Genomic DNA, 20,124 nt, shown 5'->3' with positions numbered 1-20,124 from the left:
CCCAGGTCATTCTGGGTAGGAAGTTCGGTCATCACCGTGAACAACAAGAAGCTTTTCGCTGCCGTCGTCGGCCTCGGCCTGGTCACGCTGTCCGCGTGCGGATCCTCGTCCGACGAGGGCAGCGGGGCCGGGTCCAAGACCGTCACCCTCGTCAGCCACGACTCCTGGGCCGTCTCCAAGAACGTCCTCGCCGACTTCGAGAAGAAGTCCGGCTACAAGGTCAAGGTCCTGGAGGACGGAGACGCGGGGCAGGCCGTCAACAAGGCCATTCTCACCAAGGACAACCCGCAGGGCGACGTGTTCTTCGGCGTCGACAACACCCTGCTCTCCCGCGCGCTCGACAACGGGCTCTTCCAGTCGTACGAGGCGAAGGGCGCCGACGGGATCAAGGCCGAGTACCGCGTCGACCAGGACAAGCACCGGGTCACGCCCATCGACACCGGCGACATCTGCGTCAACTACGACAAGGCCTACTTCAGCGCACACAAGCTGGCCCCGCCGACGTCGTACGACGATCTGATCAAGCCCGCCTACAAGGACCTCCTCGTCACCGAGAACGCCTCCACCTCCTCGCCGGGCCTCGGATTCCTCCTCGGGAGCGCCGCGAAGTACGGGGATGGGGGCACCTCCCGCTCGAGCGGAGCCGAGAGTGGGGGAGGCTGGCAGGGCTACTGGAAGAAGCTCAAGGCCAACGGGGTCAAGGTCGTCGACGGCTGGGAGCAGGCCTACAACGAGGAGTTCTCCGGGTCGGCCGGGGGCAAGAAGGCCAAGGCCGACCGGCCGCTCGTCGTGTCGTACGCCTCCTCGCCGCCCGCCGAGGTGATCTACGCCGATCCGAAGCCGAAGACCGCGCCCACCGGGGTCGCCGACGGCACCTGCTTCCGGCAGACCGAGTACGCCGGACTGCTGAGCAACGCGAAGAACACCAAGGGCGGCAAGGCGTTCCTGGACTTCCTCCTCACCAAGGAGTTCCAGGACGACATGCCGCTCAACATGTTCGTGTACCCGGTCGTCGAGGGCGCCCAGGTGCCCGCCGAGTTCACCGAGTACGGTCCGCAGGCCGAGGATCCCGAGACCATGGACCCCGCGAAGATCGCCGACCACCGTGACGACTGGGTCAAGTCGTGGACCTCGCTCGTACTGAAGTAAGGCCCCGCAAGCCTCTCCACCACGCGGCGGCGCGGTTCGGACTCATGGCCGTGCCCGTCGCGTTCTTCGCGGTCTTCTTCGCCTATCCCGTCGCCGCGATCGTCAAGCGCGGACTCGAGACCGACGGGACCTGGCAGCTCGGCAGGATCACCGACGTCCTCACCCAGCCGGACATCCGCCACGTCCTGTGGTTCACCACCTGGCAGGCGCTCGTCTCCACCGCGCTCACGCTCCTGGTCGCACTCCCCGGCGCGTATGTCTTCGCGCGCTTCGACTTCCCCGGCAAGCAGGTCCTGCGGGCCGTGGTCACCGTGCCCTTCGTGCTGCCGACCGTCGTCGTCGGTACGGCCTTCCTGGCGCTGGTCGGCCGGGGCGGGCTGCTGGACGAGTGGTGGGGCGTACGGCTGGACACCACCGTGTGGGCGATCCTGCTCGCGCACGTCTTCTTCAACTACGCGGTCGTCGTACGGACCGTCGGCGGACTGTGGGCCCAGCTGGATCCGCGTCAGGAGGAGGCCGCGCGGATGCTGGGCGCGTCCCGGCTCCGGGCCTGGCGGACGGTGACGCTGCCCGCGCTCGGGCCCGCCGTGGCCGCGGCCGCGCTGATGGTCTTCCTCTTCACCTTCACCTCCTTCGGGGTGGTGCAGATCCTCGGCGGGCCGACCTTCTCGACCCTGGAGGTGGAGATCTACCGGCAGACCTCCGAGATCTTCGACCTGTCCACGGCCGCCGTGCTGACGCTGATCCAGTTCGCCGCGGTGGGCGCGGTCCTCGCCCTGCACGCGTGGACCGTACGCCGGCGGGAGACCGCGCTGCGGCTCGTGGACGCGTCCGTGACCGCCCGGCGGCCGCGCGGTGCCGGGGAGTGGGGGCTGCTGGCCGGGGTCGTCGGCAGCGTCGCCGTGCTGCTGTTCCTCCCGCTCGCCGTGCTGGTGCAGCGTTCCCTGGACGCTCCCGACTTCGGCTACTACCGGGCGCTGACCCGCGGCGACGGCGGGGTCTTCCTCGTGGCGCCGATCGAGGCGGTCGGGAACTCGCTGGAGTACGCCCTCGCCGCGACCGGCATCGCGGTGGTCGTCGGAGGGCTCGCGGCGACCGCTCTGACCCGGCGGGACGCGGGACGCTTCGTCCGGGGCTTCGACGCGCTGCTGATGCTGCCGCTCGGGGTGTCCGCGGTGACCGTGGGCTTCGGGTTCCTGATCTCCCTCGACGAGCCGCCCCTGGACCTGCGGCAGTCGTGGATCCTGGTGCCGCTCGCGCAGGCGCTGGTCGGGGTGCCCTTCGTCGTCCGGACCATGCTGCCCGTGCTGCGGGCCGTGGACCACCGGCTGCGGGAGGCCGCGGCCGTCCTCGGCGCCTCTCCGTGGCGGGCGTGGCGGGAGGTCGATCTGCCCATGGTGCGGCGGGCGTTGCTGATCGCGGCGGGCTTCGCCTTCGCCGTGTCGCTGGGCGAGTTCGGGGCGACCGTGTTCATCGCACGGCCCGACAACCCGACCCTGCCGGTCGCCGTGGCCCGGCTGCTCGGGCGCGCCGGAGACCTCAACTACGGCCAGGCGATGGCCCTTTCGACGATCCTGATGGTGGTGTGCGCGGTGGCGCTGCTGGTCCTCGAACGGCTGCGGACCGACCGGACGGGGGAGTTCTAGATGCTGCTGAGCCTTCAGGACGCGACCGTACGGTTCGGTGGGCGAGCCGTGCTCGACGGCGTGGGGCTCGATGTCGCCGAGCACGAGATCGTGTGCGTGCTCGGGCCCAGCGGCAGTGGGAAGTCGACACTGCTGCGAGCGGTGGCCGGGCTCCAACCCCTCGACTCCGGGAGGGTGTTGCTCGACGGCCGGGACCAGGGTGCGGTGCCCGCGCACAAGCGCGGGGTCGGGCTGATGTTCCAGGACCACCAGCTGTTCCCGCAGCGGGACGTGGGCGCCAACGTGGCCTTCGGGCTGCGGATGCACGGGGTCGGCAAGGGCCGGCAGGACGAGCGCGTACGGGAGTTGCTCGACCTCGTCGGCCTTCCGGGTGCCGGCCGCCGGGCCGTGGCCGCGCTCTCGGGAGGTGAGCAGCAGCGGGTCGCGCTGGCCCGGGCGCTCGCCCCCCGGCCCCGGCTGCTGATGCTCGACGAGCCGCTCGGGCAGCTTGACCGGTCACTGCGGGAGCGGCTGGTCGTCGAACTGCGGGAACTGTTCGGGCGGTTGGGCACCACCGTGCTCGCGGTCACCCACGACCAGGGCGAGGCCTTCGCGCTCGCCGACCGGGTCGTGGTGATGCGCGACGGACGGATCGCCCAGTCCGGCACGCCTCTTGAGGTGTGGCAGCGCCCGGCGGACGAGTTCGTGGCCCGCTTCCTCGGCTTCGAGAACGTGGTCCGGGGGACGGTGACGGGCGAGGCGGCGGACACCGCGTGGGGCAAGGTGCCGGTGCCTCCGGGAGCCGCCCAGGGGGCCCGGAGCGTGCTGGTGCGGCCCGCGGGAGTACGGCTCGTGGCGGCCGACGAGGGGCTGCGCTGCACGGTCGCCGCGCGCACCTTCAAGGGCACGCATGTCGCCGTACAGCTGCACCCGACGGAAGGTGACGGGCCGCGGCTGGAGGCCGCGTGCGCGCTGCGCGAGGCGCCGGAGGTAGGGGACGCGGTCGGGGTGGAGTTCGACGCGGCCGAGACGGTCGTGCTGGGCTGACCGGCCGGACGCCCCCGCACCGGGTGATGTCGTGGCTGTGGCCCGCCCCCGCACCGGGGACGGGCCACAGCGGTCGTTCAGGTACGGCGTCAGCGGCTGCCGGCGCCACGACGGCGCAGGCCGAAGAACACCGCGCCGCCGCCGAGGGCGACCAGGGCGATGGCGATGCCGGCGATCATGCCGGTGTTGGAGTTCGCACCGGTCTCGGCGAGGTTGGAGTCACCGGCCGCGGGCGAGGGGGCGTTGCTCTCGACGGTCGCCGGAGCGGTGGTGCCCTCGGAGGCCGACGGGGTCGGGGTCGGGGACTCCTCGGCCGGGGTGCTGGCGGAGTCCGACGGGGTGGGCGTGGGCGTCGGGGTCGGCGTGTCCTCGGTCTTGCAGGCGGTCGCCGGGGTGATCAGGTTGGGCTTGATGTCCTCGCCCTTGATGTAGGGCAGGGCTTCCACGTGGATGCGGTACTCGGCGTTGGGCGCCCAGTCCTCCTGGAAGGTGACGGTGGTGCCGGCCTTGGAGCCCTTCACCGTCTGCTCGCCGACCTTCTTGGCGTCGGCGCCGTTGTTCTGCAGGTACACCGAGACGGTGGCCTCGACACCGGACTTGTCCACGTCAGTGACGGTGATGACGCCCTTGTCGCCGTCGCACTTGGCTTCGGCCGAGAACTCCTTGATGTTGCAGGCAAGGGCGTTGCCGGAGGTGCCGAGCACGATCGCGGTCGAGGCGGCGGCGACGCCGAGGAAGCGCGCGGCGCGGGAGGTGCGGCGGGATATGGGCGTGAATGCCACGTTCATCCTTCACGGGGTGCGCAAATGCGGGGGGTTGAAGGGACGGTGATGTGTCATCACCGTCCCCAGGAGTCTCACAGGTCTATAAGCGCTGCATAAGAAGTGTCAACGTGTAGGCGCCTTACAACCGTTGGCTTTACCTGCTTATTACACAGTGAGACGTTTCAGCGCCGCCGGAGCCTCCTCGATCCGGTCAACCAGGGCGATTCGGGCCTCCATCGACCGCTCCCGCGCGAGCGCCTGGAGCAGCGGCCAGGTGGGCAGCTTCTCGGTCCAGTGGACGCGGTCCACGAGGACCATCGGCGTGGGTTCGCCGCGCGACTCGTAGTAGTTGGGCGTCGCGTTGTCGAAGATCTCCTGCACGGTGCCGGCGGCGCCCGGCAGGAAGACCAACCCCGCGTTCGAGCGGGCGAGCAGGCCGTCCTCGCGGGTGGCGTTGGCGAAGTACTTGGCGATGTGCGACGCGAAGGCGTTGGGCGGCTCGTGGCCGTAGAACCAGGTGGGGATGCCGACCGAACCGCCGCCGCGGGGCCAGCGGGCGCGGACCTCGAAGGCGGCGCGCGCCCAGTCCGTGATCGACGGCGTGAACGACGGTGCCCCGGCGAGGAGTTCGCAGGCCTCGTCGAGCATGGAGTCCTCGAAGGGGGCCGCGTAGGCACCGAGGTTGGCCGCCTCCATCGCGCCCGGTCCGCCGCCGGTGGCCACGGTGAGCCCCGCGCGGGCCAGTTCACGGCCGAGGCGGGCGGCACCGGCGTACTCCTCGGTGCCGCGGGCCATCGCGTGACCGCCCATGACCCCCACGACCCTTGTGCCGGGCAGCAGTTCGTCCAGGGCGTCGGAGACGGCGTCGTCGTGGACGGCGCGCAGTGTGGAGGCGTATATGTCGCGGTCGGCCTTGGTGCGCTGGAACCAGGCGTAGGCGAGGGCGTCCGGGGTCTGTTCGTAGCCCTTCTCCAGCCCGTCGAACAGCTCGTCGGGGGAGTAGAGGAGACCGCGGTACGGGTCGAAGGGGAGGCCCGGGACGGGCGGGAAGACCAGGGCGCCGTCGGAGCGGATCTTCGCCGCCGCGTTCTCCCGCATGGGACAGCCGAGGAAGACGGCGCCCGCGGTGTCGGCGGCGAGCAACTCCCTTGTCCGGTCGGTCAGATCGACTGCCTGGACACGGAATCCGGTGAGGGCGCCGCGGGCCGAGACCACCGCGTCGAACTCCTCCAGCGTCTCGATCTCACGGTCGTCGTGGTGTGCCGCGTGGGCGGGGCTCGTCTGCACCCGCCCATGCTCGCACGCCGGTTTCCGGCCCGGGGATCAGCCCTGGATCGCCGCCGGGTCCATCCACACGACCTCCCAGCCGTGGCCGTCCAGGTCGTTGAAGGAACGGCCGTACATGAAGCCCTGGTCCTGGACGTCGTCGTTGGCCGTGCCGCCCGCGGCGACCGCCTTCTCGACCAGCTCGTCCACCTTGGCGCGGCTCTCGGCGCTCAGACAGAGCAGCACCTGGCTGGTCTTGGTCGCGTCCGCGATCTCCTTCTTGGTGAAGGTCGCGTAGAACGGCTTCGTGAGCAGCATCGCGACGATGGTCTCGCTGATCACGACGGAGGCCGCCTTGTCGTCGCTGAACTGTTCGTTGAGCGTGTAACCGAGCTCCGTGTAGAACTTCTTCGAGGCGTCGAGGTCGTTCACGGGCAGGTTGACGAAGATCATCTGCTGGTAGGCCGGTGCGGTCATCGGAGTCTCTCCCATCGGGTGCGTGCGGTACGTGGGGGTAGACAGGCGGGGACGGCGGAACTCATCGGTGGCGGCGGGCTTTTTCTTCAGCCGGTCAGGGGGAGGGCCGCCAACTCGGCCACGACCAGGGTCAGCGGGCCGAAGAGGGCCAGCAGGGCGCCGGCCCGCAGGGCTGCCGCGCTGCGGAGCATCGCCGCGGGGGCGCCGAGGCGGACGAGCGCGGCCGTGGTGTCCGACCTCGCGTGCTTCGCCTCCACGGCCGCCGTGAGAAGGGTGGCGATCGTGCAGCTCGTGACGAGGGCCAGGCCCAGGCCGGTGAGGGGGCCCACCTCGGGTCCGGTGCGGTCGTACAGGGTCGCCATGGCCCAGGCGCCGGAGGCCACCGCGCAGACGATGCCCAACGGGCGTCCGATACGGGCGGCTTCCGCCATGAGGACTCTTCCGGCGAGAAGGCGCAGGGCGCCGGGCCGGGTGGACTGGAGGAGCCGGCCGCAGAGGTGGGTGAGGCCGGGGCCGGCGACCGCGAGGCCCACGGCGGTGAGGAGCCAGCCGACGAGGACGGAGGGGGTGCCCGCGAGGCCGCCGGGCAGGGGGGCGGCGGGAACGGTGCCCTGACGGTTGGCGTAGGCCTCCACCGCCAGACCCGCGGCGAGGACCGCGACGCCCCAGGGGAGACCCTTGGGCGCTTCTCGGGGGGCGGGAAGGACCGCCGGGTCGAGATCCTCGGTCCGGCGGTCCTCGGCAGGGGACGCCGCGGGGATGTCCTCGGCCGCCCGAGCCGGCGGGGCAGGGGCCCGCTCCGGCTCGGGAGCCGCCTCGGCGGTACCGTCCGCGGCGGGCTCACCCGCCGTGCGGCGCGCGCGGAAGCGGCCGTACGCCCCGAAGGGCTCCCTGGCCCCGGTCCTGCCGTACGCCCCGAAGCGGCCGTACGAGCGCGCCTCCCGCTTCGCCGCCGCCGGCCTGTCGTCCCGTGGCCGCAGGACGAGTCCCACCGTCACCGAGGCGATCACCGGGACCAGGCCCAGCAGGGTCAGGGCCGCCGGCAACGGGAGGGGGGCGTCCGCCGCCAGGAAGTCCGCCGCCGCTCCGTCGAAGGGCATGCCCGTCAGATCGCCGCGCAGATGGAGGAAGAAGAGCAGCGCCAGCATCGAGCCGAGGGTGCAGGACAGGGCCGTCGTCGCGGCCGTGACGGCCATCAGGCGGGCCGGGCCGAGGCCGATCGCCGCGAGACCGGGGCGGGGGCGGGTGCCCGGGTCGGTGCGGGCGACCGCCAGGGCGAAGTGGACCGTCGCCGCCAGCGGGGTCAGGCACCACGCCAGGCGCAGGACGGCCCCCGACGCGTCCTCGGGGTGGCTGATCGCGTGGCCGAGGGTGCACAGGAGGAGGAAGCCCGTGCCCGCCGAGGCCAGGGCCACCAGGAGGCGGCGCACCTGCACGGCGGGCCGGGCGCCCCGGGTCAGACGGAGAGCGAGCACGCGGTACGGCCTTCCGAGTCGGCCATCGGGGGCAGGTGCACGGTGTTCACCCGGCGTCCGTCCAGGAGGGTGAGCGTGCGGTCCGCCAGGGCTGCGGTGTCCGGGTCGTGCGTCGCCAGGACCACGGTGATGCCGTGGGAGCGGGCGGCCGTGGTGAGCGTGCGCAGGACGTGCGCGCGGTCCGCCCGGTGCAGGGGAGCCGTCGGTTCGTCCGCGAACAGGACCGAGGGGGCCGGGGCCAGGGCGCGGGCGACGCAGACGCGCTGGCGTTCGGACTGGGTGAGCTCGTGGGGGCGGCAGCGGGTCCGGTCGCCGATGTCGAGGCGCTCCAGCCACTCCAGCGCGGCCCCCTTGGCGCGCCGGCGACCGGTGCCGCGCAGCATGAGCGGGAGGGCGGCGTTCTCCCAGGCGTTGAGCTCCGGGACGAGCACCGGGGCCGGGTCGATCCAGCCGAAGCGGTCACGGCGCAGGCGCTCCCGGGTCATCGGGCCCATGGTGTGCACGGGCACGCTGTTGAACCAGACCTCGCCGCGCTGGGCCGGGGTGAGTCCCGACAGACATCTGAGCAGTGCGGTCTTGCCGCTGCCGCGCGGCCCGCTGACGGCGAGGATCTCGCCCTCGCGCACTCCGAGGGAGACACCCTGGAGCGCCGGTGAGCCGTCGCGGTGGGTGAAGTGCAGGGAGCGTGCCCAGAGCACATCGTTGTCCGGCGGGGCCTCCATGGGCGTACACCTCGTTCTGGTCCGTAGTGCCTTGCAATCCCCCGAGCGGGGGAACGAAAGCAGGGCCGATCGGTTACCAGGCACGCTAAGGAAGCGGGGGCGGGACGCCGTACAGCACACGGCCCGGGGTGCGCCCCTGTCACTCGGACGGGCGCACTCCGGGCCGTACAATCCGCTGAATCGCCGGGGGCTAGAGCTTGGTCCAGGCCTCGGTGAGGGTCGCGCGCAGGATCTGCTCGATCTCGTCGAAGGTCCCCTGGTCGGAGATCAGCGGCGGGGCGAGCTGGACGACCGGGTCGCCGCGGTCGTCGGCACGGCAGTACAGGCCGTTGTCGTACAGCGCCTTGGAGAGGAAGCCGTACAGGACGCGCTCGGTCTCCTCGTCGTTGAAGGACTCCTTGGTCGCCTTGTCCTTGACCAGCTCGATGCCGTAGAAGAAGCCGTTGCCGCGGACGTCGCCGACGATCGGCAGGTCGTGCAGCTTCTCCAGGGTGGCGCGGAAGGCGCCCTCGTTGTCGAGGACGTGCTGGGTGAGGTTCTCGCGCTCGAACAGGTCGAGGTTGGCGAGGCCCACCGCGGCCGACACGGGGTGGCCGCCGAAGGTGTAGCCGTGCAGGAAGGTGTTGTCGCCCTTGTAGAACGGCTCGGCCAGGCGGTCGGAGATGATGCAGGCGCCGATCGGGGAGTAGCCCGAGGTCATGCCCTTGGCGCAGGTGATCATGTCCGGGACGTAGTCGAACTTGTCGCAGGCGAACATGGTGCCGAGGCGGCCGAACGCGCAGATGACCTCGTCGGAGACCAGCAGTACGTCGTACTGGTCGCAGATCTCGCGCACCCGCCGGAAGTAGCCGGGCGGGGGCGGGAAGCAGCCGCCCGCGTTCTGCACCGGCTCCAGGAAGACCGCGGCGACGGTGTCCGGGCCCTCGAACAGGATCTGCTGCTCGATCTGGTCGGCGGCCCAGCGGCCGTACGCCTCGGGGTCGTCGCCGTGGATCGGGGCGCGGTAGATGTTGGTGTTCGGGACCTTGTGGGCGCCCGGGACCAGCGGCTCGAACGGGGCCTTCAGGGCCGGCAGGCCGGTGATGGACAGGGCGCCCTGCGGGGTGCCGTGGTAGGCGACCGCGCGGGAGATGACCTTGTACTTGGTCGGCTTGCCGGTGAGCTTGAAGTACTGCTTGGCGAGCTTCCAGGCGGTCTCGACCGCCTCGCCGCCGCCGGTGGTGAAGAAGACCTTGTTCAGGTCGCCGGGCGCGTGCTGCGCGAGGCGCTCCGCGAGTTCGACGGCCTTCGGGTGGGCGTAGGACCACACCGGGAAGAACGCGAGCTCCTGGGCCTGCTTGAAGGCGGCCTCGGCGAGCTCGACGCGGCCGTGGCCGGCCTGGACCACGAACAGGCCCGCGAGACCGTCGAGGTAGCGCTTGCCCTTGTCGTCGTAGATGTAGGTGCCCTCGCCCCGGACGATGGTCGGGACCGGGGAGTTCTCGTACGAGGACATGCGGGTGAAGTGCATCCACAGGTGGTCGTACGCGGTCTGGCTGAGGTCCTTGGAGCTCACGGTTATCGGGTCCTCACGGTTATCGGGTTCCCCACATGTAGGTCTGCTTCTTGAGCTTCAGGTAGACGAAGCTCTCGGTCGAGCGCACTCCGGGGATGGCTCGGATGCGGCGGTTGATGACCTCCAGGAGGTGGTCGTCGTCCTCGCAGACGATCTCCACCATCAGGTCGAAGGAGCCGGCGGTCATCACCACGTACTCGCATTCGGACATGCCGGTCAGCGCGTCGGCCACGGACTCGACATCGCCCTCGACGTGGATGCCGACCATCGCCTGGCGCCGGAATCCCACGGTGAGCGGGTCCGTGACGGCGACGATCTGCATCACGCCCTGGTCGAGCAGCTTCTGGACGCGCTGGCGCACGGCCGCCTCGGACAGGCCGACGGCCTTGCCGATCGCCGCGTACGGACGGCGGCCGTCCTCCTGGAGCTGCTCGATGATGGCGAGGGAGACGGCGTCCAGGTTCGGGCTGCTGCCGTTCCTGGACTCGCCCCTGGACTCGCTCCGGGACCCGCTCCGGGACTCGCGGGAGTCCCTGGGGTCTGCGCTTCGACTGGACACGACCTCACTGTGCACGACGTCTCGTCGGTTTCGCAAGGTTGAGGCGATGAAATTCGTTGTTTACGTGACGGAGGCCTGCGGATTTCGCAGCATTGGCGGGATCGGGGGTGTTGAAAACGTGGGCCTGGCGATTAGGGTGGGTGTCTCAGTCAGTGGACAGTTCCAAACCCTCCAGGAGGCCGGCAGTGAGCACCGAGCTGCGTCGTCTGCGCAACTACATCGACGGTGAGTTCCGGGACGCCGCCGACGGACGGACCACCGAGGTGGTCAACCCCGCGACCGGTGAGGCCTACGCGACCGCCCCGCTGTCCGGACAGGCCGACGTGGACGCGGCGATGGCCGCCGCTGCCGCCGCCTTCCCCGGCTGGCGCGACACCACGCCCGCCGAGCGGCAGAAGGCGCTGCTGAAGATCGCGGACGCGTTCGAGGAGCGGGCCGAGGAGCTCATCGCGGCCGAGGTGGAGAACACCGGCAAGCCGATCGGGCTCACGCGGTCCGAGGAGATCCCCCCGATGGTCGACCAGATCCGCTTCTTCGCGGGTGCGGCCCGGATGCTGGAGGGGCGCTCGGCCGGCGAGTACATGGAGGGCCTGACCTCCATCGTGCGGCGCGAGCCGGTCGGGGTCTGCGCGCAGGTCGCGCCGTGGAACTACCCGATGATGATGGCCGTGTGGAAGTTCGCCCCGGCGATCGCGGCGGGCAACACGGTGGTGCTGAAGCCCTCGGACACGACACCGGCGTCGACCGTGCTGATCGCCGAGATCATCGGCGGGATCCTGCCGAAGGGCGTCTTCAACGTCGTCACCGGCGACCGCGACACCGGCCGGCTGATGGTCGAGCACCCGACGCCGGCGATGGCGTCCATCACCGGCTCGGTGCGGGCCGGCATGTCGGTCGCCGAGTCCGCGTCCAGGGACCTGAAGCGGGTGCACCTGGAGCTGGGCGGCAAGGCCCCGGTCGTCGTCTTCGAGGACACCGACATCCCGAAGGCCGTCGAGGACATCTCCGTGGCGGGCTTCTTCAACGCCGGGCAGGACTGTACGGCGGCCACCCGCGTGCTGGTGCAGTCCTCGATCCACGACGAGTTCGTCGCGGCGCTGGCCAAGGCCGCCGCCGACACCAAGACCGGGCAGCCGGACGACGAGGACGTGCTCTTCGGCCCCCTGAACAACCCGAACCAGCTCAAGCAGGTCTCCGGGTTCATCGAGCGGCTGCCCGCGCACGCCAAGGTCGAGGCGGGCGGTCACCAGGTCGGTGAGAAGGGGTACTTCTACGCCCCGACCGTCGTGTCCGGGCTCAAGCAGGACGACGAGATCATCCAGAACGAGGTGTTCGGACCGGTCATCACCGTGCAGTCCTTCTCCGACGAGGAGCAGGCCGTGTCCTGGGCCAACGGCGTCGAGTACGCCCTCGCGTCCTCGGTGTGGACCAAGGACCACGGCCGCGCGATGCGGATGTCCAAGAAGCTGGACTTCGGCTGTGTGTGGATCAACACGCACATCCCGCTGGTCGCCGAGATGCCGCACGGCGGGTTCAAGAAGTCGGGGTACGGCAAGGACCTCTCGGGTTACGGCTTCGAGGACTACACGCGGATCAAGCACGTGATGACGTCGCTGGACGCGTAGCTCTTCTCCTCGCGTTCGGGAGCGCGGGTTCTTCGGCCGCGGGTTCTGCGGCCGTGGGTGCGCGGGGGCTGGTCGCGCAGATCCCCGCGCCCCTGGGGGAGTTGGGGCGCGGGGGTCGAGGCGTCGCGGTGGGATTCCGGCGTCCTGATCCGGTCGACAGGGTGTCTGTCGCGTTCCGGTCCGCTTGACGCTGCGTCGATTGTGGGGGTGTGGCGCGGGGCGACATGCTGCGGCCATGCCACTCACACCGAGGACGTCGTCCCCGCTCTCCCGCAGGACCCTGTTGCGCGCGCTCGGCGGCGGGGCGGTGCTGGGCGGTCTCGCCGGGTGCGGGGTGCCCGCCGCCTACGTGGCCGCCGGTGACCGGGCCGTCGCCGATCGCTCCGCCACCGACAAGCGGCTGACCTGGGCGAACTGGCCGCTCTACATCGACACGGACGACGACGACTCGACCCGGCGGCCCACGCTCGACGCCTTCCGGAAGCGGACCGGTATAGCCGTCGACTACGTCGAGGAGATCAACGACAACGACGAGTTCTTCGGCAGGATCAGCCCCGCCCTGATGAACCACCAGCAGACCGGCCGCGACCTCGTCGTCATGAGCGACTGGATGTGCGCGCGGTTCGTACGGCTCGGCTGGGTCCAGGAGATGGACCGCGCGAACCAGCCGAACGTCACCGAGCACCTGGACCCGCTGCTGTGTTCACCGGCCTTCGACCCGGGCCGCGCGTACACCGTGCCGTGGCAGTCGGGGATCACCGGGATCGCGTACAACCGCAGGAAGCTCGGCCGTGAGATCCGGCAGGTGAAGGACCTCTGGGCGAGCGACCTCAAGGGCCGGGTCACCCTGCTCTCCGGACTCGACGAGGCCTTCGCGCTGCTGATGCAGGGCAACGGCGTCGACATCACCCGGTGGACGGCCCGCGACTTCGACGAGGTCTGCGACCAGGTCGAGAGGAACGTCAGGGACGGCCGGATCCGCCGTTTCACCGGCAACGACTACACCAAGGACCTCGTGACCGGCGATGTCCTGGCCTGTCAGGCCTATTCCGGGGACGTGATCCAGCTCCAGGCCGACAACCCGGACATCCGCTTCGTCGTCCCCGAGGAGGGCGCGGAGCTCTGGTCGGACTCCCTGATGATCCCCGACCGCGCCCCGCACAAGACCAACGCGGAGCGGCTCGTCGACCACTACTACGCCCCCGAGGTGGCCGCCGAACTCGCCGCCTGGGTCAACTACGTCTGCCCCGTCCCCGCCGCCCGGGACGTCCTGGCCGCGTCGAAGGACCCGGACACCGCGGCCCTCGCCGAGAACCCCCTGATCTTCCCGGACGCGCGGATGCGCGGGCGACTGGCGATCGCCCGGGACATCACGTCGACGGAGCGGGTGGAGTACGCGAAGCGGTGGAACGTGATCGTGGGGTTGTGACCGCGGGCGGCGAGGTGGTTGCTGGAAGGGAAATCACGGCTGGTTGTTGTGGCCGTGACGCACAGGCGTCTCGTTCCGGCCTGCGCGGTCTCCGTCGTGATGCGGGGCGGGAGCCGCGGGGACGCGGGACGGTCGTCCTCCTCGCGCTCGCCGGGTACGGAACGTTGCGCGGGACGGGACGGGCCAGGACCGGGACCCGTGCGACGCGGTGTCCCGGCCGTCGGCCGAACCGTGTGTGCCGCCCCGGCGGGGGTATCCGCTTCGCACCGCACCCGTCGGGCCGGCCCCCGGCCAACTTGAGGAGAGACACCGCATGTCCGCGTCCCTTGTGGAAACCGTCGATATCGAGGCTCCCGTCGCCGTCGCCTGGTCGCTGTGGAGCGATGTGACCCGGTGGCCGGCCTTTCTGAGCCATGTACGCCTGGTGGAGCCGCTGGGCGAGCGCCGTTTCGCCTGGCAGCTCCAACTGCCCGGCGCCTACAAGAACTTCGTCGCCGAGCTCACCGAGGTCGTGCCGGAGGAACGCATCGCCTGGCACACGGTGGAGGGGGTCCATCACGCGGGCGTGGTCACCTTCCACCGGCTCGGGGACTCCACGAGCCGGGTGACGCTGCAGATCGAGTACGACCCGAAGGGGTTCGTCGAGCACCTCGGCGCCCTGACCAACCTGGACTCGGCGCTCGCCAACTACGACCTCGGCGAGTTCCAGAAGCTGGCCGAGACGGCGGCGGCCTCCTGACCGAGGAGCCCGCGCCCGGAATGTTTTGAACATGTTCAATTACAGGCGTACGCTGCCGCCATGAGCGAACGAGCCGCCCATCTCAGGGGTATCCGCGCATGGTTGGTCCTGTTCGTCGTCTGCCTGGTGCTCAGCGGCGTCACGGCCTTCCCGCTGGTCCACGAACTGCGCTGGACCGAGGAGGCGCTGCGGCACCTTCCCGCGCCGGACGCCCTGACGGACTGGATCACGCGCGTGCGGCGCGGGCTCGACACCGCCGACTCCGACTACCCCTTCCTCCTCTACGGCACGGACTGGCTGGCCTTCGCCCACCTGGTCATAGCGGTCGCCTTCTACGGCCCCTACCGCGATCCGGTCCGCAACATCTGGGTCGTCGAGTTCGGGATGATCGCCTGTGCGGGCATCGTCCCGCTGGCCCTGATCTGCGGCCCGATCCGGGGCATCCCCTTGTGGTGGACCGTGATCGACATGGCGTTCGGGGCCTTCGGCGTGCTCCCGCTGCACGTCGTACGGAGGAAGATCAAGCGGCTTGAGGCGCTCACGCCGCCGAACCTCCGCGCGCTGCCCGCTACTTGAGCGCGGCCGTGATGAGCCGGACGATGACCGGGTTCGCGTCCTCGCTCTTGGCGTCGGTGGAGTTGACCGAGTACACGAGTGTGCGGCTCAGGTCGCGGGTGGCGGCGATCGCCGAGTTGTAGCCGTACCGGCCGCCGGACTTGACCCAGTAGACCTTCCCGCCGGACTCGAAGCGCTGGAGGCCGCCCGCGCTGTAACTCGCGCCGGTGATGCCCGACGGGACCGAGAACACCTGCCTCAGCTGCGGCCGCGGGACGATCCGGCCCCGGAAGAGGCCGGTGAGCAGCCGCTCCAGATCCGCGGTCGTGGAGATCATGTCCCCGGCCGCGAACCGGTCCGCCTGGTTCCACTCCGTGACGTCCAGGAACTCGGTCGTTCCGTCGGCCCCGCGCACCGCCTGGTAACCCCGGTTGTGCGGACCGAGGATGCGGGGGTCGGTGCCCGGGAAGTACGTGTCCCGCATCCCGGCCGGCATCAGCACCAGCCGGGCGGCCTCGCAGGCGTAAGGGCGTCCGGTCACTCTCTCGACCAGCAGGCCGAGGAAGGTGTAGTTGATGTTGAGGTAGTGCTGCCGTGCACCCGGGCGGAACTCCGGTTCCTTCGCGCCCGCGGAGGCGGCGACCCGCTGGGGGGTGAGCGTGTCGAAGCGGTGGGCGTAGACCTCCTCGAAGGTGGTGCCGAGACCGTCGCCCGCCGGGATCCCGCTGGTGTGATCGAGCAGCTGCCGCACGGCGACCGGCCGGAACCGCCCGCCGAGGAGGCCGGGCAGATAGTGCTGGACCGGGGTGTCCAGGTCGATCCGCCCCTCGTGCGCCAGCCGCAGCACGGTCGCCGCCGTGACCACCTTCGTCGTCGAACCGGCCCGGAACCGCGCGTCCGGATCGGCGGGCCGTCCGCTCTCCAGATCGTGCACGCCCGAGCTGCCGTGCCAGCGGCCGTCGGTGCCGCCGACCCTGACCAGGGCCGCGGTGGCGTTCGCGTCGGGGAGCCCGGCGATCGCCGTGCGCAGCGCCTCGGCGTCCGGCGCGGACTTACTGTGCGCGGTCGCGGACGCGAGACCGGTGGGCAGACCGGCGGTCAGGGGCACGGCGAGGGCGCCGCCGAGGATGCTTCTGCGACGAATGTCACGCATGAGTCGGCTCCTGGGGATGTGGGATGTGTGTGATCATCCTGCGGGGCTGCCGAGGTGGCGGGATCGTCGGCGGGGAGGGGGCGGACCCTGGCAGAACCCTGAGCAACTCCGGCTGTCTTCAAGGGAGTTGTGGGGGAGGTCCCGTAAGGGGCGAAAAAACTGTTATCGAGGATCCCTTCACTCCGTCTCCACGCACGACCATGCGCGAAGGGGCACCGGCCGGAAAGGATGACGTGGACACGCGGCAGTGGCGCGACACCATCGCGGCGGCGCAGGACGGCGACCGGCGGGCACTGGACGAGCTCGTCGAGGGCTGGCTGCCGCTGGTGTACAACATCGTGGGCCGCGCCCTGAACGGTCACGCCGACGTCGACGACGTCGTCCAGGAGACCATGCTGCGGGCCGTCGACAACCTCGGCAGCCTCCGCGACCCGGACAGTTTCCGGTCCTGGCTGGTCGCCATCGCCATGCGTCAGATACGCGACCGGGCCCGCCGCAGGACCGCCGCCCCGCTGGACGAGTCGGCCGCCCGCGGAGCCGCCGACTTCGCCGAACTGACCGTCCTGCGACTGCAGTTGGAGGGACAGCGGCGCGAGGTCGCGGAGGCCGTGCGCTGGCTCGACGACGAGGACCGGCAACTGCTGTCGCTGTGGTGGCTGGAGGTCGCGGGCGAACTCTCCCGGCGGGACCTGGCCGCCGCCGTCGGCATCAGCCGGCAGCACGCCGCCGTGCGCGTCCAGCGGATGAAGGAGCGCCTGGAGACCTCCCGGGGCATCGTCCGCGCCCTCGACGGCGCGTGCCCCGGCCTGCGCGAAGTGACCGCCCGCTGGGACGGCCGCCCCGACTCGGTCTGGCGCAAGCGCCTCGCCCGGCACATCCGCGGCTGCGGCTACTGCGCGGGCACCCACGAGTCCGTCGTACCGGCGGAGCGGCTGCTCGTCGGGATCGCGCTGGTGCCGGTCCCGGTCGGGTTCACCCTCTCGCTGGCCCTCGGCGGCAAGACGGCCGCGGCCGCCACCGCCACGGCCGCGTCCGTCGGCTGGTCCGCCAAGGTGCTGGGCGCGCTCACCCAGCCCGTCGTCGCGGTCACCGCGGGGGCGACGATCGTCGCGGGCGGCGCGTACGTCGTCACGAGCACCCCGGACGCCCCGCCGCCGCGCGTGGCGGTCTCGCCGACGTCGGCGAGCACGTACCGGCCGCCGCCCGTGGTGCACACTCCGTCGGTTTCCCCGTCGCAGTCCCCTTCCCCGTCGGCGACGCCCACGAAGACCCTTCTCTACGGCAGCGTCGTCGACGCCGTCGACCGGGCGCCGGACCCCGACACCCCGCCCGCCGCCCTGCCGCACCGGCCCGAGACCGGGATCACCAGCACCGGCGGCGCGCACGCCGTCATGAACCACCGGGGGGACAGCGTCACGCTCACCGGCCGGGGCTATGTCCTCGTCCGCTGGCAGATCTCCCCGCAGTACCGGGCCGGCAGCCTGGTCATGCCCGCCTGGACCGGCCTCAAGGGCGAGCTCTTCCATGTCGCCTCGGGCGGCGGCCGCCGCATGGACGACCCCGTCAGCGCCACGGACCCCACCGCCACCGGTATGGGCAACTCCACCGTCGGCTACGCCGTCCCGCCCGCCGGCACCCAGCAGATGTGGCAGAACGAGTACTTCTACGTGGACGGCAGCGTCACCCTCACCGTCAACGAAAGCGGCGCCGACTACGGCCTCAGCGTCTTCCCGTCCAGCTGGGACGCGGCGGAGAAGGACATCACCACCGGCCCCGACCAGGGCGCCACGCGCTACGGCCTGGTCCGCGACACCGGCAGGGACGACACCCCCGTGCCGCAGTACGCCACCCGGTCGACTCCCGCCGACGCGGCGACGGTGGCTCAGCGCTCCCGGGTGTAGCTCTGCGCGGCCAGGGGCCGATTCCGCTCCGCTCACCTCGGGCCAGCCCCCCGGCCTGGGGGCGGGCTAACTCCCGTCCGTGTGCGTCCTCAGCGCGCAGAGCATGTCCACCCGGTTCGTGGTGATCGAGTCGACGCCCGCGGCGGCCAGGCGGCGCATCGAGCGGCGGGTGTCGGGGGTCCACACGGAGATCAGGTAGCCGTCGGCGTGGATACGGTCCGCGAGGTCCCGGTCCATCAGGCCGAAACGGTAGTTGAGCCAGCGGGGCTTCACCGCGTTCAGCAGCGCGGGGCGCGGGGGTGCCAGACTCGTCCAGGTGAGCGCGATCTCCGCGGACGGGTCCGCCTCGCGGACGGCGAGCATGGCGGTGGCGTCGGCGCAGTAGTAGACCCGGTCCCGGGCACCGCACTCGCGCACCACGTCGACCACGCGGCGGGCCACGCGTACCTCCCTCGTGCCGGGCAGATCCAGCATCAGGCGGTGGCCGTCGGTGGCTTCGAGGGCCTGGGCGAGCGTCGGGATCCCGCCGTCCGTCAGCCCCCGCACCTCGTCCGCCGACAGGGACAGCAGCGGCCGGTCGTGCGCCCACAGCCGCTTCAGCGTGTGGTCGTGGAGCAGCACCGGCACGCCGTCCCTGGTGAGCCGTACGTCGACCTCCACCGCGTCCGCGCCCCGGTCGAGCGCGGAACGCAGGGAGTCGAGCGTGTTCTCACGGACGCGGTAGGGGTCGCCGCGGTGTGCCACGGCCGTCAGCTTCTGCATGCGCCCATTGTGGTGGGGGCAGCGCGCGAGGCGTGACGCGGTGCGGGGTGCGGGGTCAGGGGGCGAGCCAGGTGCTGGTGTAGGTGTCGATCTCGTTCTTGATCCTTGTCCTGCCGGGCTCGTCGAGGAACGACGCGTCGACCGCGTTCTTCGCGAGCTCGGCAAGACCCTGCTCGTCGAGGTTCAGCAGCCGTGCCGCCACCGCGTACTCGCTGTTGAGGTCCGTGCCGAACATCGGGGGGTCGTCGGAGTTGACCGTGACGACGATCCCCGCCTCCACGAACTCCTTGATCGGGTGCTCGTCGAGGGTGCGGACGGCTCGGGTGGCGATGTTGGAGGTGGGGCACACCTCCAGCGGGATGCGGTGTTCCGCGAGGTGCGCGAGGAGCTTCGGGTCCCGGAAGGAACTCGTTCCGTGACCGATGCGCTCGGCGCGCAGGTGGGTGAGGGCGTCCCAGACGGTCTCCGGGCCGGTCGTCTCGCCGGCGTGCGGCACCGAGTGCAGGCCGGCGGCGATCGCCCTGTCGAAGTACGGCTTGAACTGGGGGCGGGGGACGCCGATCTCGGGGCCGCCGAGGCCGAAACTGACCAGGCCCTCCGGGCGGACGCGGTCGTCGGTGGCGAGGCGGGTCGTCTCCTCGGCGGCCTCCAGGCCGGCCTCGCCGGGGATGTCGAAGCACCAGCGCAGTACCGTGCCGAACTCCGACTCCGCGGCCTTGCGGGCGTCCTCCACGGCCTCCATGAACGCGCGCTCGTCGATGCCGCGGCGGGTGGAGGAGAACGGGGTGATGGTGAGTTCGGCGTAGCGGACCTGCTGGCGCGCGAGGTCCCTCGCGACCTCGTAGGTGAGCAGCCGTACGTCCTCGGGGGTGCGGATCAGGTCCACGACGCTGAGGTAGACGTCGATGAAGTGGGCGAAGTCGGTGAAGGTGAAGTAGTCGACGAGCGCCTCGGGGTCCGTGGGGACCTTGGAGTCGGGGTGGCGGGCGGCCAGTTCGGAGACGATGCGGGGGGAGGCCGAGCCGACGTGGTGGACGTGGAGTTCGGCCTTGGGCAGGTCGGCGATGAAGGCGTGCAGGTGGTCGGGCGTCGTCGTCATGGGGCCTTCCCTTGCTGGGCGCCTGGCACGGTGGGGTGTTGTGCGGCGCGGTGATCGGCTGATCGATGCGGAACATGTTAGGCGGGTGCGGGTTCGGTGGGGGCGGGCGTTTTTGCGCAGTTCCCCGCGCCCCTGGAGGGGCGGGTGGGTGGTGGGGTCGGGGCCGGGGTGGGGGGTGTCCGTCCTCGGTCCGGCGGCTCGGTCCCTCCAAAAGGGCCCTGT

At 71.1% G+C, this 20,124-nt stretch carries 18 protein-coding genes; 8 read left to right on the top strand and 10 right to left on the bottom strand.

Translation table 11 applies throughout. From position 1 onward, the window contains the following. Positions 1-36: 36 nt before the first annotated feature. From AQI94_RS39185 to AQI94_RS39175, 3 genes are read left to right on the top strand one after another with little or no spacing between them, the layout of a single operon-like run. Entirely contained in the window at positions 37-1,149 is a 1,113-nt protein-coding gene (locus AQI94_RS39185; RefSeq protein WP_031046984.1) for a thiamine ABC transporter substrate-binding protein, read from the top strand. Then, entirely contained in the window at positions 1,125-2,795 is a 1,671-nt protein-coding gene (locus AQI94_RS39180) for an ABC transporter permease (RefSeq protein WP_078902760.1), read from the top strand. The genes AQI94_RS39185 and AQI94_RS39180 overlap by 25 nt, the downstream gene beginning before the upstream one ends. Further along, a complete protein-coding gene (locus AQI94_RS39175; RefSeq protein WP_031046990.1) occupies positions 2,796-3,821 on the top strand; it encodes an ABC transporter ATP-binding protein in 1,026 nt (341 codons plus the stop codon). An 89-nt stretch (positions 3,822-3,910) separates the two neighbouring features. Here the strand turns inward: AQI94_RS39175 and AQI94_RS39170 are convergent, their stop codons facing one another. The 7 genes from AQI94_RS39170 to AQI94_RS39140 all read right to left on the bottom strand — a co-directional run bounded on the left by AQI94_RS39170 (position 3,911) and on the right by AQI94_RS39140 (position 10,654). Further along, positions 3,911-4,609: an LAETG motif-containing sortase-dependent surface protein gene (locus AQI94_RS39170; protein ID WP_051832277.1), complete on the bottom strand. Its 699-nt coding sequence runs from the start codon at positions 4,607-4,609 to the stop codon at positions 3,911-3,913. A gap of 141 nt (positions 4,610-4,750) precedes the next feature. Beyond that, entirely contained in the window at positions 4,751-5,872 is a 1,122-nt protein-coding gene (locus AQI94_RS39165) for an LOG family protein (protein ID WP_031046994.1), read from the bottom strand. Between the two features lie 36 nt (positions 5,873-5,908). Next, entirely contained in the window at positions 5,909-6,328 is a 420-nt protein-coding gene (locus AQI94_RS39160; protein ID WP_031046996.1) for a VOC family protein, read from the bottom strand. A gap of 86 nt (positions 6,329-6,414) precedes the next feature. Next, positions 6,415-7,803, bottom strand: coding sequence for a hypothetical protein (locus AQI94_RS39155; protein WP_062230258.1), 1,389 nt, complete (start codon positions 7,801-7,803; stop codon positions 6,415-6,417). Further along, complete coding sequence (locus tag AQI94_RS39150) at positions 7,785-8,525, bottom strand: ABC transporter ATP-binding protein (protein ID WP_031049432.1); 741 nt, start codon at positions 8,523-8,525, stop codon at positions 7,785-7,787. The genes AQI94_RS39155 and AQI94_RS39150 overlap by 19 nt, the downstream gene beginning before the upstream one ends. Before the next feature lie 190 nt (positions 8,526-8,715). After that, positions 8,716-10,080: an aspartate aminotransferase family protein gene (locus AQI94_RS39145; protein ID WP_031049430.1), complete on the bottom strand. Its 1,365-nt coding sequence runs from the start codon at positions 10,078-10,080 to the stop codon at positions 8,716-8,718. Positions 10,081-10,099: 19 nt separating this feature from the next. After that, positions 10,100-10,654: an Lrp/AsnC family transcriptional regulator gene (locus AQI94_RS39140; protein WP_031049427.1), complete on the bottom strand. Its 555-nt coding sequence runs from the start codon at positions 10,652-10,654 to the stop codon at positions 10,100-10,102. A 170-nt stretch (positions 10,655-10,824) separates the two neighbouring features. Between AQI94_RS39140 and AQI94_RS39135 the strand changes: the two genes are divergently transcribed. The 4 genes from AQI94_RS39135 (at position 10,825) to AQI94_RS39120 (ending at position 15,008) form a co-directional block, all read left to right on the top strand. After that, positions 10,825-12,264 carry a gamma-aminobutyraldehyde dehydrogenase gene (locus AQI94_RS39135; protein WP_031049425.1) on the top strand — a complete coding sequence of 480 codons (1,440 nt, stop codon included), beginning with the start codon at positions 10,825-10,827 and terminating at the stop codon, positions 12,262-12,264. A 235-nt stretch (positions 12,265-12,499) separates the two neighbouring features. Beyond that, positions 12,500-13,693 carry a polyamine ABC transporter substrate-binding protein gene (locus AQI94_RS39130; RefSeq protein WP_031049423.1) on the top strand — a complete coding sequence of 398 codons (1,194 nt, stop codon included), beginning with the start codon at positions 12,500-12,502 and terminating at the stop codon, positions 13,691-13,693. Positions 13,694-14,006: 313 nt separating this feature from the next. After that, the gene (locus AQI94_RS39125) at positions 14,007-14,432 is read left to right on the top strand and encodes an SRPBCC family protein (RefSeq protein ID WP_031049421.1); all 426 of its coding nucleotides are present in this window, start codon (positions 14,007-14,009) and stop codon (positions 14,430-14,432) included. 60 nt (positions 14,433-14,492) lie between these two features. Further along, complete coding sequence (locus AQI94_RS39120) at positions 14,493-15,008, top strand: hypothetical protein (protein ID WP_031049419.1); 516 nt, start codon at positions 14,493-14,495, stop codon at positions 15,006-15,008. Here AQI94_RS39120 and AQI94_RS39115 read toward each other — a convergent pair. Next, positions 15,001-16,140 (bottom strand): serine hydrolase domain-containing protein, encoded by a 1,140-nt coding sequence (locus AQI94_RS39115; RefSeq protein ID WP_031049418.1) that lies wholly within the window; start codon positions 16,138-16,140, stop codon positions 15,001-15,003. The two genes, AQI94_RS39120 and AQI94_RS39115, sit on opposite strands and share 8 nt — an antisense overlap. A gap of 200 nt (positions 16,141-16,340) precedes the next feature. Between AQI94_RS39115 and AQI94_RS39110 the strand changes: the two genes are divergently transcribed. Beyond that, complete coding sequence (locus AQI94_RS39110) at positions 16,341-18,041, top strand: RNA polymerase sigma factor (RefSeq protein ID WP_062230255.1); 1,701 nt, start codon at positions 16,341-16,343, stop codon at positions 18,039-18,041. Between the two features lie 66 nt (positions 18,042-18,107). Here the strand turns inward: AQI94_RS39110 and AQI94_RS39105 are convergent, their stop codons facing one another. Then, positions 18,108-18,803, bottom strand: coding sequence for a glycerophosphodiester phosphodiesterase (locus AQI94_RS39105; RefSeq protein WP_031053489.1), 696 nt, complete (start codon positions 18,801-18,803; stop codon positions 18,108-18,110). A gap of 55 nt (positions 18,804-18,858) precedes the next feature. Beyond that, positions 18,859-19,902: an adenosine deaminase gene (locus AQI94_RS39100; protein ID WP_031053490.1), complete on the bottom strand. Its 1,044-nt coding sequence runs from the start codon at positions 19,900-19,902 to the stop codon at positions 18,859-18,861. Between the last annotated feature and the right edge of the window lie 222 nt (positions 19,903-20,124).

Source organism: Streptomyces pseudovenezuelae (genome assembly GCF_001513955.1).
GTDB classification, from domain to species: domain Bacteria; phylum Actinomycetota; class Actinomycetes; order Streptomycetales; family Streptomycetaceae; genus Streptomyces; species Streptomyces pseudovenezuelae.
Note: the sequence above shows the minus strand (reverse complement) of the source record. Positions and strands in the feature narration are given on the sequence as shown.

Bases quoted from the DNA above. Each gene is read 5' to 3' on its own strand.
- AQI94_RS39130 (WP_031049423.1), top strand. From the start codon at position 12,500: ATGCCACTCACACCGAGGACGTCGTCCCCGCTCTCCCGCAGGACCCTG.
- AQI94_RS39100 (WP_031053490.1), bottom strand. From the start codon at position 19,902: ATGACGACGACGCCCGACCACCTGCACGCCTTCATCGCCGACCTGCCC.
- AQI94_RS39120 (WP_031049419.1), top strand. From the start codon at position 14,493: ATGAGCGAACGAGCCGCCCATCTCAGGGGTATCCGCGCATGGTTGGTC.
- AQI94_RS39170 (WP_051832277.1), bottom strand. From the start codon at position 4,609: ATGAACGTGGCATTCACGCCCATATCCCGCCGCACCTCCCGCGCCGCG.
- AQI94_RS39150 (WP_031049432.1), bottom strand. From the start codon at position 8,525: ATGGAGGCCCCGCCGGACAACGATGTGCTCTGGGCACGCTCCCTGCAC.
- AQI94_RS39160 (WP_031046996.1), bottom strand. From the start codon at position 6,328: ATGACCGCACCGGCCTACCAGCAGATGATCTTCGTCAACCTGCCCGTG.
- AQI94_RS39110 (WP_062230255.1), top strand. From the start codon at position 16,341: ATGCGCGAAGGGGCACCGGCCGGAAAGGATGACGTGGACACGCGGCAG.
- AQI94_RS39125 (WP_031049421.1), top strand. From the start codon at position 14,007: ATGTCCGCGTCCCTTGTGGAAACCGTCGATATCGAGGCTCCCGTCGCC.
- AQI94_RS39115 (WP_031049418.1), bottom strand. From the start codon at position 16,140: ATGCGTGACATTCGTCGCAGAAGCATCCTCGGCGGCGCCCTCGCCGTG.
- AQI94_RS39105 (WP_031053489.1), bottom strand. From the start codon at position 18,803: ATGCAGAAGCTGACGGCCGTGGCACACCGCGGCGACCCCTACCGCGTC.
- AQI94_RS39175 (WP_031046990.1), top strand. From the start codon at position 2,796: ATGCTGCTGAGCCTTCAGGACGCGACCGTACGGTTCGGTGGGCGAGCC.